Source organism: Lapidilactobacillus bayanensis (assembly GCF_003946695.1).
Classification (GTDB): Bacteria; Bacillota; Bacilli; order Lactobacillales; family Lactobacillaceae; genus Lapidilactobacillus; species Lapidilactobacillus bayanensis.
In genome coordinates this window covers 1-13588 of sequence record NZ_RHOX01000015.1, presented here as the reverse complement: position 1 = coordinate 13588, position 13588 = coordinate 1, and the positions used below count along the sequence as shown (strand labels likewise).

The following is a 13588-nucleotide window of genomic DNA, read 5'->3' as shown; positions in this document are numbered from 1 at the left end:
ATTTTAAAAGATAGATGATAAAGCTTGTATTGACAGGCTTTATTTTTTTATATTGGGCGGATTCACTAGTTGCTTGATTGACACTGATATTTATTAAAGCTAAAATAATTCATGTGTAGATAATCTTTAAAAATTGAACATCTTTAAAATTTACTTTAGTATTTTTTGATGATACGGAGGTGTAGTGTATGTTTGCAACAACACTAATAATCCTCGTGTTTGTCGTCATCGGACTAGCTGTAGGTGGAACTGTGGGTTATACGTTCCGCAAGAATACCTATGAAAAGAATATGATTGAGGCTAAGAAAACGGCCGAAGATATCCTGGCAAAAGCTAATCAAGAAGCTAAAACCGCTAAGAAAGAAGCACTACTTGAGGCTCGTGAGGAAAGTCATAAATATCGGACTGACGTTGAAAATGAGCTGAAGGAACGTCGTAATGAAGTGCAACGCTCCGAAAATCGTGTTTTACAACGCGAAGAAACCCTTGACCGCAAGGACGATGCTCTCGATAAGAAGGAGACTAATCTTGACGATCGTGAGAATCGGTTAACTGCTAAGCAGGCAGAGGTTGAAACGCAACAAGCTAATGTTGGGAAAATCGTTGAGCAGCAACAGCAGGAATTAGAACGCGTTGCTGGTTTAACGAAAGAACAGGCGCGTCAGGAGATCACTGATGAATTGAGTGAGCAATTGACTCATGAGCGTGCCGTGATGATACGTGAGAGTGAAGCAACTGGTAAGCAAGAAGCAGATAAGAAGGCACGTAGCCTAATTGTTGATGCTATTCAGCGTAGTGCAGCGGATCTTGTAACTGAGAATACTGTGACAGTTGTGACACTGCCTAATGACGAGATGAAAGGCCGGATTATCGGTCGTGAAGGCCGTAATATCAGAACTCTAGAAACGTTGACGGGTATTGATTTAATTATTGATGATACGCCAGAAACGGTAGTTCTTAGCGGCTTTGATCCAATCAGACGGGAAATTGCGCGACTCGCATTAGAGAAGTTGATTCAAGACGGTCGGATTCATCCGGCGCGAATTGAAGAGATGGTTGAAAAAGCACGTAAAGAAATGGATGAGCGAATTCGCGATTTGGGCGAGCAGGCTATTTTTGAGTTGGGAATTCATTCAATGAACCCTGACTTAATTAAGATTGTCGGTCGCATGCATTTCCGGACAAGTTATGGACAAAATGTCCTTAATCACTCCATTGAAGTAGCAAAATTATCTGGTGTTTTAGCGGCTGAACTTGATGAAGACGTTGATTTAGCAAAACGCGCAGGATTATTACACGATATAGGTAAGGCAATCGATCATGAGGTTGATGGTTCTCATGTTGAGATTGGGGTAGAATTGGCAACGAAATATCATGAATCTCCAGTTGTGATCAATACGATTGCATCGCATCATGGTGATGTTGAACCAACGTCATCAATCGCTGTGATTGTTGCAGCGGCCGATGCAATTTCAGCAGCACGACCAGGAGCACGTTCTGAGTCATTAGAGAACTATATTCATCGTTTGGAAAAATTGGAAAACATTGCCAATGCTCATGAGGGTGTTGATCATAGTTTTGCAATTCAAGCTGGACGAGAAATTCGGGTGGTTGTGAAACCCGATAAGATTTCTGATGATAAAGCGATTGTTCTTGCTCGAGAAATTAAGAATCAAATTGAACAAGAGCTTGAATATCCAGGACACGTTAAAGTTACCGTTATTCGCGAAACGCGAACAATCGAGTACGCAAAATAAGAGAGTGCGAAAAGCAACGGGTTGATTGCGTGGCCTTAAAGAGGAAGTACAGCTGGGTGTAACCCAGATGAGATTTCTAGTTAAGCATAGCAATCAGTTGTTTTAAAACGTCAAAAATAGAGCCGGGATTTTTCTCAGCTCTATTTTTTGTGGCAATCATTAAATTTTGGCGTGCTAATTGTCGTATGAAAACGCAAAAAAATGTCTGAGTATGCTATATTTAAGACAAATCAATCTGAAAACAGGTGAAGTCAGTGTTTGCGATTGTTGTAAAACTTATTTTTACCATGATTTTAGCTGCTGTTGTGACGCCGTTCGTTCGTAAAATTGCGATTATCTTGGGCGCAGAGGACCAACCTAATGCTAGACGTATCAACACCAAACCTATGCCGACTTTAGGCGGTCTCGGTATTTTTGTTGCGTTTACTTTCGCCACTTTTGTATTGTTGCGGAATCAATTTCCTACTCATGAATTAATTGCTGTGTTTTGTGCAGAATGTATAATTGTTCTAGTCGGAATTATTGATGACATTCGAGAAATATCGCCTTGGAAGAAACTGATTGGCATTGTGATGGCCAGCTTGGTAATTTATTTCTTGGCAGGCATTCGAATGAATAATTTAACGATTCCATTCATTGGTAACTTCAACTTAGGCTGGTGGCAGTTTCCAGTGACGATTGTGTGGATTGTGGCGATTACCAATGCGGTCAACTTAATTGACGGGCTGGATGGCCTAGCAACCGGGGTGTCGATCATTGGACTTTTTACAATGGGGGTAATTGGTTTTTTCTTTTTAAATGTGGCCAATGCTTATCCCAGTATTCTAATTTTTTGTTTGGCAGCAGCGTTGATCGGTTTCTTGCCACATAATTTTTACCCGGCTAGTATTTATCTCGGTGATACAGGTTCTTTGTTTATTGGCTTTATGATCGCGGTTCTTTCACTAAAGGGATTAAAAAATGTGACTTTTGTATCGTTGATTATTCCCATCGTCATTTTAGGCATTCCGATTATTGACACTGCTTATGCGATTATCCGACGCTTATGGAACAAAGAGCCAATTATGCGGCCAGACAAGCGGCATTTACATCACCAATTATTGAAACTTGGTTTTACGCAGCGACAGACGGTGCTGATTATCTATGGGTTGTCCTTGATTTTTTCGTTTGTTTCATTGCTGTATCCTTTGTCATCTAGAGCCGGCAATATTTTATTGACATTAGCGATTTTAGTCGGGGTTGATTTGTTACTGGAAGCCATTGGGATTACCAACTTGCATTTACTGAAAATCGCGCAAAAATTATCTGGGCATATTAACAATGATGATTTGCATGATTCAAACAAATAAACTTATATTTAAGAGAATAATCTATGGTTATTGGTTATTTTTAGGGTGTGTCTTCAAGTTAAGAGGGCACCTTGATTGAGAAAAGTTCAATAATTTTTAGAAGCCGATAGTCCGTTTTCTCTACTTTATTTTAATAATAAATGTTAATTAAAGATTTTACCGAGACAGTCAGTTTACATCATCATCCTGAGGAACAGATCACTTATGTTTTGAGCGGTAAGTTGCGCTTTTACGAAGGCGATGAGTCCTATGTTGTGACAGCCGGCGCTGTTTTGAAGTTTGCCGCTAATGTTCCTCATGGTTGCGTTGTGTTGGAGCAAGGGTCCGAAGTGCTTGACACATTTAGCCCGATTCGAAAAGATTTTTTGTAATTTAGAGTAAAAAAAGACGTTGATTTTAACTAAGATAATTTTTCTTAGTTGAAGTCGACGTTTTTTTGGTGTTGTGATCCCTATTATTGAATGGGGACTTCGTTAAAACCACTATTTATTTTTTGACTCGTCAGTTGGTCTGCTAGTAAATCTGTAATTGCGGCTAACGTTTTAATTGCGTGGTCGTGATCCAGCCAGATTTTGAGACAAACCTGATCCGTGTAGTTAATATCTGTCGTGACGATATTGTGTTCGGTCAGCCAATGGGTCAGCAAATCAAGGCGATTGTAATTGATGGTGAGCTCATATTGATCTTGAGAAATTCCGGCAACTTTACCGACGGCTTCAATTCCGGCGGCTGTTGCGGAACCATAGGCACGAATTAAGCCGCCAGCGCCAAGCTTGATGCCGCCAAAGTAACGCGTGACGACACAGATCACGTTAACCAGATTTTGCTTTTCTAAAACCTCTAGAATTGGTGAACCGGCTGTTCCAGAGGGCTCACCGTCATCACTCATACGTTGGGCTTCGCTGTCGAAACCTAATTGGTAGGCAAAACAATGATGATTGGCCTTGGGATATTTTTTCTTAGTGGCAGTTAAAAAATCTTGAGCAGCCGTCTCATCTTCAACTCGTGCAACTGAAGCAATGAAGCGTGACTTTTTAATGATTAATTCTGTTTGGCCATTTTTAGCGATTGTTCGATATTTTTCGATGAGAAATCGACTCCTTTGCGTATTTAATAATAGCAGGAACAAAGTGGGTGAGATAGCGGTGACTTTCAATGAACGAGAATTCAGCAGAGAACAACAAGAGCTATTTAATGGGCGCCAGTTATTATTGAATCAATTGCCAACAGAGGTTAGCGAAAGATTGTGGGCAAACCGCCAGCAGTTGACATATTTTCAATTACTACCAGCCATTCAAGAGCGGCATGGCGACCAAGTTTGTCAGCGCTGTGGTAGTTTGGTGCCCGCGACCAATCGCTTGCCAACGGGCCATGAATATTGTCGTCAATGTTTAGCGCTAGGGCGAGTCACAAGTGCTGATTATTTGGTGCGGTTGCAACAAGATTATCAATATCCGCATCAGTCAGATTGTCTAACTTGGTCAGGCCAATTAACGACGGCTCAACAGCAAGTTTCTGATCATATCTTACAACAATTTCGGCAACAAAAGCGACCAGAACAATTATTATGGGCGGTAACAGGTGCAGGTAAAACTGAAATGACTTTTCCAGTGATCGCGGCGTTTTTGGCGCAAGGACAGCGAGTCGGTTTTGTGTCACCGCGAGTAGATGTTTGTAACGAGTTATTTCCACGTGTTAAAGCGGCTTTTGCGCACTGTTCCGTTGGTTTATTTCACGGTCAAGTTCATGAGCAGTATCAAAATGAACAATTAATTATCGCGACAACTCACCAGTTACTACGATTTTATCAGGCCTTCGATTTGTTAATCGTAGATGAAGTTGATGCCTTTCCTTATGCCGGTGACCCAATGTTACAACGTGCTGTGGCCACTGCGGTTAAGCCTCAGGGTAATCGGTTGTATTTGAGTGCAACCCCGCCGTCGCAATTATTAAGCGCCGCCAAAAGGAAACAATTGCCGTTGCATTATTTAGCCCGGCGCTTTCATGGGCGTCAATTACCGGTTCCTGAAGTCAAGTTCGGTAAAATTATGGTTGGTCAAGAATTTTCTAGCACTTTACAAAATTTATTACGTGATTGGGTGCAGCGACAACGCCGCTTTTTAATCTTTTTACCCGAAATTGTCGATTTAGCACCCATTGCTCAGAAATTTAAGCAATTATTCCCACAGGTGTCAATGGCGACTGTCTATGCCGCCGATGAACAGCGGGCAACTAAAGTTCAGAATTTTCGTGATGAAAAATTGGCCGTCCTTTTAACTACGACAATTTTGGAACGCGGGGTAACGTTTGCCAATATTGATGTTTTAATTTTGGCGGCAGATCATCGTAATTATTCGACGGCTAGTTTAGTTCAAATTGCGGGTCGGGTTGGCCGAGCGGCTGAGTTCGCCAATGGTACGGTGGTTTTTTATAGCGAGTACTATACCTTAAAGATGAGACGCGCTGTGCGGATGATTCGTCATTTAAATACGCAAGGTGGTTTTTAATGGATGGAATGTTTATTGTGCCGACAGTCAATTGTGCGTCACTATACACTGCATGCGATTTTATGGACAACTCATTTTTACGGTGATCAAATTTGTCAACATTGTTTACGTCAGTTTGTCAGAATTGACCGTAACCATGCCTGCGCGCAATGTGGTCGCTTAGGTGCAACAACGGCACTGTGTCAGGATTGCCGAGAAGCGCAACGTGCGGATCTAGAGCCATTAAAGAATGAGGCGCTTCTTCAATATAATACGGCGATGCACGATTATTTTCAGGCTTATAAGCGTCACGGAGATTATTGTTTGCGACTTTTATTTGCAGGGAGCTTACGTCAAGCGTTGCAGAAATATCAAGCTGATTATTTATTTGTTTATATTCCCACTAGCGTTCAACATTATCAGCAACGTCAGTTTGACCCGGTGTTAGGCTTATTTGGCGATTTATGCCCGTTAACAGCGTTGCTAGGTCGTAATGAGATAGATTGGCACCAATCAGAATTAAAACGCGCAGAACGGCTTAAAGCACCGCAAACCTTCGCTGCCCAAAAAGAACGACTTGCCATAGTCGATAAGAACAAAATTTTATTGTTAGATGATATTTATACGACTGGAACGACTTTACGCCGCGGCGCAACTGCACTGCGAACGGCTGGATTTACCGGTGAAATTTGCGCTTTAACATTGGCCCGTTAATTCTATTTGCACCAGCATAAATCGGCGTCAAAAAACGGTGGTTATCATTTTTTAATGATGACTATAGTGAAAATAACTCTTAAAAAGTCAGTAATAACAAGGAATCATTCGTTTTGATTGTTTCTTGGTAAACGCTTCGATATAATGAAGTTGAGCCAATAATTCATTGGCTAGTATTGTTACTTGAAAGGAGCGAGCGACCATGTTATCGTTCAATGTTCGTGGAGAAAATATCGAAGTCACAGAGGCAATTCGGAGTTATGTTGAGAAACGCCTTAGCAAACTGAATAAGTATTTCGAGGAACCACAAGATTCAATTGCCCATGTTAATCTGAAGGTTTATCCGGCTGATAAGACTTCCAAGGTTGAAGTTACGATTCCTTTGCCTTATTTAGTATTACGTGCAGAGGAAACTTCACCTGACATGTATGCAAGTGTTGATTTGGTAACTGATAAGTTAGAGCGCCAGATCCGCAAATATAAGACTAAGATCAATCGCAAGAGCCGTGAAAAAGGTATTAAGAATTTTGAATTAACTGGTCCTGCTAATGGCGCTGTCGATGCTCCTGAAAAAGAAACACCAAAGGATACTTTAGAAGTTGTCCGGACCAAGCGTGTCTCATTAAAGCCAATGGATTCTGAGGAAGCCATTTTACAAATGGACATGTTGGGCCATAACTTCTTTATCTTTGAGGATGCCGAAACAAATGGCACAAGTATTGTTTATCGTCGTCGTGATGGCCGTTATGGTTTGATTGAAACTGACGAATAATTAATTTTGAAATGAAGGAGCTGGAAAATTCCGGCTTCTTTTATTTTGCGCGGACAAATATATTCTAAGCAACTAGTACTTGTTGTTTGTACGGTAGTCCGAACTAATAAGATAAACGCCATTTTAATATTGTGTTCTTACAGAATGAGGAATGAAGTTTGGGCCGATTTTACCGAAGCTGGTCATGCCAATATCCAGCATAGATTTTCCCATTGTGATCATTTTTGAAATACATATCAGGAACTATTTTATAGACGACAACAATTGCGTTGTAAATGTCTTACGTGATCTCGCTTAGACACGTTATAATTTGATGTCGTAAGCTAATTAAGATGAGAATAAATCGTAAATTCTAAAATGCGGTTACCGGCAACTCAGAACCTTTTAAATTTGATTCAAAAATAAGCGCTGCCAATTTTCAAGGCCGTACTTTTCGTTAACTCGTCTTAACAGAGCTAAGCACTCAAAAATAGTTGTAGAGATTAGCAAAACTGACGATGTTTTACAAATTGGCCGTAATTTTAAGTGAATTTAGTGCCAAAATTGTATTTAAACAATGACAAAAAGGTTTAATTTGTTCGATTTACAACTATGGCAATTACTGTTGTGGTAAACTATTTAAATCATATCCAATAAATGCTAAACTAAAATAGATTGAATACTGTCAACAGTTACGAAATAAATTGACAGAGAGGATTTTTAAACGATGGCAAATATTTTAAAATCATGGGTTGAAAGTGACAAACGTGAAGTCAATCGAATGGGCAAGATTGCCGATAAAGTTGAAGCACTTGCCGCCAGTATGGCTAAGCTTTCAGACGAAGAGCTTCAGGCTAAAACACCTGAATTTAAACAACGTATTGAAGATGGCGCAACTTTAGACGAGATCCTTCCAGAAGCATTTGCAGTTGTGCGCGAAGGTTCCAAACGTGTTTTAGGTCTTTATCCATTTAGAGTTCAAATTATTGGTGGTATTACTTTGCATGAAGGTAATATTGCCGAGATGAAAACTGGTGAAGGTAAAAGTTTAACGGCGACAATGCCAGTTTATTTGAATGCACTTGCTGGTAAAGGTGTGCACGTCGTTACTGTCAACGAATATTTATCTGGTCGTGACGCGGAAGAATTAGGTGAATTATACAAGTGGCTTGGTTTAACGGTCGGTTTGAACTTAAACGAATTAAACACCGATCAAAAACGTGATGCCTATAATTGCGATATTACTTATTCAACCAATAGTGAATTAGGTTTCGACTATTTGCGGGATAACATGGTTGTTTATAAGGAACAAATGGTTCAACGGCCATTAAATTACGCTATTGTCGATGAAGTTGACTCGATTTTGATTGATGAGGCGCGGACACCACTGATTATTTCTGGTCAAGCGTCACGTTCAACGGCGATGTACGTTCGGACTGACCGTTTCGTTAAGACGTTAAAAGAAGACGATGATTACAAGATTGATTGGCAAACAAAGTCAATTTCTTTAACTGAAGATGGTATCAAGAAGGCTGAAGCATACTTCGGGACTAAGAACCTTTATGATATTGACAATACGGTTTTGAATCATCATTTGGATCAAGCATTACGAGCTAACTACGTGATGTTACTTGACGTTGATTACGTGGTTCATGATGGCAAAGTTATGATCGTTGATTCCTTCACCGGCCGGGTTATGGAAGGTCGTCGTTACTCTGATGGTTTACATCAGGCCATTGAGGCAAAAGAAGGCGTCAAGATTGAAGACGAATCGCAGACGATGGCTAATATTACTTATCAGAACTACTTCCGGATGTACAAGAAGCTAGCTGGTATGACAGGTACTGCCAAGACTGAAGAAGAAGAATTCCGAGAAATTTACAACATGGATGTTATTTCCATTCCGACGAACAAACCGGTTATTCGTAAAGACTTGCCTGATTTGTTGTATCCAAGTTTGGAAAGTAAGTTTAAGGCTGTTGTTGAAGATATCAAGGAACGTCATTCAAAAGGTCAACCAATGTTAGTTGGTACAGTGGCCGTTGAATCTTCTGAATTATTATCTGATATGCTGGATAGACAAGGCATTCCTCATGCCGTCTTAAACGCTAAGAATCACGCTAAAGAAGCTGAAATCATTATGAATGCCGGTCAACGTGGTGCCGTTACAATTGCCACCAACATGGCCGGTCGTGGTACAGATATTAAGCTGGGACCTGGTGTGGTTGATTTAGGCGGCTTGGCCGTTATTGGGACTGAACGTCATGAATCACGGCGAATTGATAACCAGTTGCGAGGTCGTTCTGGTCGTCAGGGTGATCCTGGTGAAACTCAATTCTATTTATCATTGCAAGACGATTTAATGAAGCGTTTCGGTTCAGAGCGAATCAAATCATTTTTGGATCGTTTAAATCTTTCTGAAGATGATCAGGTTATTCAATCACGGATGATTACGCGGCAAGTAGAATCAGCTCAGAAGCGAGTTGAAGGTAATAACTATGATACCCGTAAAAATACCTTGCAATATGATGACGTTATGCGGCAACAACGTGAAGTCATTTATAATCAACGGATGGAAGTTATTTCAGCAACAGATGGCTTGGAAGGTGTCATTAAGCCAATGATGAAGCGCACAATCGGCCATCAAGTTGATTTGCATACACAAGGTGCACAATCAGAATGGAACTTACAAGCAATTTATGACTATGCCTTGGCTAACTTAGTAACTGAAGATGATTTACATCTAGAAGGTTTACAAGGCAAGTCTGCAGATGAATTGAAGAAGCTGCTACTCGACTTTGTTGACAAGAACTTTGCTGACAAACAAGCACAGTTAGTCGATCCTGCCCAAATGCTTGAATTCGAAAAGGTTGTTGTTTTACGTGTCGTTGACGATCATTGGACTCAACATATTGATGAAATGGATCAATTGCGTCAATCAATTGGGTTGCGGGGTTATGGTCAAATGAACCCATTGGTTGAATATCAAGAAGAAGGTTATCGTAAGTTCGAAGAGATGATTGCTGATATCGATTACGATGTTACCCGTCTGTTTATGAAAGCCGAAATTCGGCGCAACATTAAGCGTTAGAACTGAATATTTTTACGGGCGCGTTTCAAAGTTCCATTATTTGAGCGCGCCTTTTTTTAAAAGAGTGCGAAGAAGCAACGGGTTGGCAACATGGCTTTAAATGAGAAGATCATTGCGAGTCAACGCAGCAAGATTTTCACTTAAATTACTCGCCATCAGTTGTTCGGAGCACATTTTAGATCAGAGTGCGCAAAGCAACGGGTTGATTGCGTAGTTCTAACCGAAAGCACAGCTGGGTGGCTAACCCAGATAGGATTTCCAATTAGACGTAGCAATTAGTTGCATTGAGCGAGTTTTAATATAAAAATAAAAGTAGGAGTCTTTTGTTTCACGACGATTAAGATTTGAAAGGACGTTTTAAGAATGGAATTAAGTGAAATTAGGAATCAATTAAGTACGGCCAATGCCAAAATAAAGCAATTCAGGGGGTCTCTTTGACTTCGATGCCTTAGAGGAATCCATCGCTTTAAATGAACATCGAATGGCGGCGCCAGATTTTTGGAACGACGGTGCAGCCGCTAAACAGTTAATTGATGAGAATAATGTACTAAAAGAAAAGTATGACAATTTCGAAAAATTAGTGACTGCGGCTGAAAATATTGAAGTGAGTTTAGAATTATTGCAAGAAGATGATGATCCTGACTTACTTAGTGAAGTTGAAGCGGATCTCGCCGAATTACAAGAACAACTGCATGTCTATGAAATGGATCTCTTGTTGTCAGAGCAGTATGATGCTAACAATGCGATTTTAGAAATTCATCCTGGTGCTGGTGGCACTGAATCACAAGACTGGGGTGCGATGTTGTTGCGAATGTATCAACGTTGGTCTGCTAGTCACAATTTCACTACTGAGATTGCTGATTATCAACCTGGTGATGAGGCTGGCTTGAAGAGTGTTACGATGTTGATCAAAGGCCACAATGCATACGGATTATTGCGCTCTGAGAATGGTGTTCATCGGCTAGTGCGGATCTCACCATTTGACGCTGCTGGTCGACGTCACACATCTTTTGCTTCGGTTGAAATTATGCCGGAGCTTGACAATAATATCGAGGTAGCAATTAATCCGGATGACTTGCGAGTTGACGTTTTTCGTTCTAGCGGTGCTGGTGGTCAACATATTAACAAGACTTCTTCAGCAGTGCGCATCACGCATCTACCGACGGGAATTGTCGTTAGTTCTCAAGCTCAACGTTCCCAATTACAGAACCGCGAAACAGCTATGAGTATGTTGGAAGCTAAGCTCTATCAATTGAAGCAGGAAGAACAACGGCAAAAAGAGGCTGCCATTAAGGGTGTGCAAGCTGATATTGGTTGGGGCTCGCAGATTCGTTCGTATGTTTTTCATCCGTATACCATGGTTAAAGATCATCGCACCAATTATGAAACCGGCAATGGTCAAGCTGTTATGGATGGCGATTTAGATGAGTTTATTTATCATTATTTACAATGGGAGCTCCAACAGAAGAATCCTGATTAGTTAGTTTAACGAGGTGAGAAAATGACGGAAAATAATAATGGCACGATTAAATTAAAAGATGTTGCAAAAATTTATCCGAATGGCGTCGCGGCATTGCAAGATATTTCGTTAACTGTTCAAACCGGTGAGTTTGTTTATTTAGTTGGTCAAAGTGGTGCGGGTAAATCGACGTTAGTCAAATTATTGTATCGTGAGTTAACACCAACGAACGGCGAAATTGTGGTTAATGGTTTTGACCTACGCAACATACGTGAACGCGAAGTACCAAAGTTACGGCGGACCTTAGGCGTAGTTTTCCAAGATTTTAAATTATTACCTAAAATGACAGTTGCTGAAAATATTGGTTATGCTTTACAAGTATTAGGTAAGTCTAACGAAGAAATTCAGAGTGCGGTGGCGCAAGTTTTAGCGGAGGTTGATTTGCAGGCACAAGCGGATCGTTTTCCTGACGAGCTTTCTGGCGGTCAGCAACAGCGAATCGCAATTGCCCGGGCGATCGTTAATTCACCACAAATTGTGATTGCCGACGAACCAACCGGTAATCTTGATCCTAAAACGTCTGAAGGAATCATGACGATTTTTCAGCGGATTAATGAGAATGGCACAACGGTGATTATGGCCACTCATAATCAACAAATTGTTGATGAATTACCTCATCGGGTCATTGAAGTCGCTGGTGGCAGAATCATTCGTGATGAGGAAGGGGGCCAATATACTCATGAATTGGACGACAATGCGTAATCATTTGCGTGATAGTTTTAAAAGTATCTGGCGGAATGGTTGGATGGCTTTTGCTGCAATTAGCGGCGTTGCGGTGACGATCTTATTAGTTGGTATTTCTTTGGCCTTAGTTTTCAACGTGACCAAGCTGTCTCATGATGTGGAAAACGACGTTCGCGTTCAAGTAGCGATTGAACCAAAAACGACGGCTAAACAAGAGGCGTCGTTAAAAAAGCAACTCCAAAAAATTAAAAATGTCGAAAAAATTACCTATTCTTCGAAAGAGCACGAATTGAAGAAAGTGGTGCGGCAATACGGAAACTCTTTCAAAATGTTTGATGGTGATGATAATCCACTAAGCGATGTCTTTATCTTGCAGGCAACTGATCCACAGAAAACGGTGACGATTGCCAAACAAGCTCGAAAATTAACGCATGTTGCACGGGCTAATTATGGTGGTGATCAAACAAAGAATCTATTCCGCACCATGAATGGCGTTCGTAATTGGGGCACAGCTTTTTCAATTCTATTACTAGTTGTGGCGGTCTTCTTAATTGCGAATACCATTCGAATTACGATTCTTTCGCGACAAAGTGAGATTGAAATTATGCGTCTGGTTGGTGCGACTCGCTGGTATATTCGCTGGCCATTTATTCTTGAAGGTGCATGGACCGGATTGCTGGGTTCAATCTTACCGTTGATCGTGATTGATTTAGGCTACCGTTCAGTTTATCAAGGTATTGGGCAACAATTGGCGACTTCTGGCTATCATTTGTGGTCGCCTAATGCATTATTGTGGCCACTGAATATTGCGTTATTAGTAATTGCCATGTTGATTGGCGCGTTTGGTGCTTCAATCTCAATGCGTCGTTTTTTGAAAATTTAATTTGTATGATAAGGTTCAGCCGCATTATTGTGGTCGAACCTTATTTTTTTACTGTTACTTATTTAACGCATTGGGCTTCGCTAATAAAGGTAGTGGAAACTAAAACTATCATTTTGTACTTCTGCGCGCCTGCGCAAAAGTTGCATATGAAACATGCGAGGTGTCGTGGCGGCGAAAGAATACTTAGCGCTGGAACGTAGTGGGCATTGCTTGAAGCCAATTTTTGCAAAATTGTCTCCAAGACAAGCCTTCTTGTAACAGCCAAGGCTGCAACAAGAATTTCAGTGCGCCCGGCATGGGCATCAACTAGACGGTGAAAGTCCGTTGCGGGCCGTAGTAGTCGGAACCGTTAGT

At 40.9% G+C, this 13588-nt stretch carries 11 protein-coding genes; 10 read left to right on the top strand and 1 reads right to left on the bottom strand.

Features of this window, described 5'->3' with window-relative positions:
* Window positions 1–188: 188 nt before the first annotated feature.
* From rny to EKM65_RS06875, 3 genes are all read left to right on the top strand, one after another.
* Window positions 189–1757 (top strand): ribonuclease Y, encoded by a 1569-nt coding sequence (rny, locus tag EKM65_RS06885; protein WP_125606985.1) that lies wholly within the window; start codon window positions 189–191, stop codon window positions 1755–1757.
* A 254-nt stretch (window positions 1758–2011) separates the two neighbouring features.
* The gene (locus tag EKM65_RS06880; protein WP_125606983.1) at window positions 2012–3106 is read left to right on the top strand and encodes a glycosyltransferase family 4 protein; all 1095 of its coding nucleotides are present in this window, start codon (window positions 2012–2014) and stop codon (window positions 3104–3106) included.
* Between the two features lie 140 nt (window positions 3107–3246).
* Window positions 3247–3477 carry a cupin domain-containing protein gene (locus tag EKM65_RS06875; protein ID WP_125606981.1) on the top strand — a complete coding sequence of 77 codons (231 nt, stop codon included), beginning with the start codon at window positions 3247–3249 and terminating at the stop codon, window positions 3475–3477.
* An 83-nt stretch (window positions 3478–3560) separates the two neighbouring features.
* Here the strand turns inward: EKM65_RS06875 and EKM65_RS06870 are convergent, their stop codons facing one another.
* The gene (locus EKM65_RS06870; RefSeq protein ID WP_225420427.1) at window positions 3561–4262 is read right to left on the bottom strand and encodes a YigZ family protein; all 702 of its coding nucleotides are present in this window, start codon (window positions 4260–4262) and stop codon (window positions 3561–3563) included.
* On the opposite strand from EKM65_RS06870, the gene EKM65_RS06865 reads away from it, so the two are divergent.
* The 7 genes from EKM65_RS06865 (at window position 4252) to ftsX (ending at window position 13234) form a co-directional block, all read left to right on the top strand.
* Window positions 4252–5613: a DEAD/DEAH box helicase gene (locus EKM65_RS06865; protein ID WP_164506856.1), complete on the top strand. Its 1362-nt coding sequence runs from the start codon at window positions 4252–4254 to the stop codon at window positions 5611–5613. The genes EKM65_RS06870 and EKM65_RS06865 overlap by 11 nt on opposite strands.
* Window positions 5614–5616: 3 nt before the next feature.
* A complete protein-coding gene (locus EKM65_RS06860; RefSeq protein ID WP_125606977.1) occupies window positions 5617–6306 on the top strand; it encodes a ComF family protein in 690 nt (229 codons plus the stop codon).
* Between the two features lie 202 nt (window positions 6307–6508).
* The gene (hpf, locus tag EKM65_RS06855) at window positions 6509–7078 is read left to right on the top strand and encodes a ribosome hibernation-promoting factor, HPF/YfiA family (RefSeq protein ID WP_125606975.1); all 570 of its coding nucleotides are present in this window, start codon (window positions 6509–6511) and stop codon (window positions 7076–7078) included.
* Between the two features lie 706 nt (window positions 7079–7784).
* Window positions 7785–10148 carry a preprotein translocase subunit SecA gene (gene secA / locus EKM65_RS06850; RefSeq protein WP_125606973.1) on the top strand — a complete coding sequence of 788 codons (2364 nt, stop codon included), beginning with the start codon at window positions 7785–7787 and terminating at the stop codon, window positions 10146–10148.
* A 363-nt stretch (window positions 10149–10511) separates the two neighbouring features.
* Window positions 10512–11628, top strand: a protein-coding gene (gene prfB / locus EKM65_RS06845; RefSeq protein ID WP_125606971.1) for a peptide chain release factor 2 whose coding sequence is annotated in 2 segments (ribosomal slippage) — window positions 10512–10583 and window positions 10585–11628 — 1116 coding nt in all. Because the reading frame shifts where the segments join, the coding sequence is not laid out codon by codon here.
* A gap of 21 nt (window positions 11629–11649) precedes the next feature.
* Window positions 11650–12369: a cell division ATP-binding protein FtsE gene (gene ftsE / locus EKM65_RS06840; protein WP_125606969.1), complete on the top strand. Its 720-nt coding sequence runs from the start codon at window positions 11650–11652 to the stop codon at window positions 12367–12369.
* The gene (ftsX, locus tag EKM65_RS06835; RefSeq protein WP_125606967.1) at window positions 12347–13234 is read left to right on the top strand and encodes a permease-like cell division protein FtsX; all 888 of its coding nucleotides are present in this window, start codon (window positions 12347–12349) and stop codon (window positions 13232–13234) included. Before ftsE ends, ftsX begins: the two co-directional genes overlap by 23 nt.
* The last annotated feature ends 354 nt before the right edge of the window (window positions 13235–13588 follow it).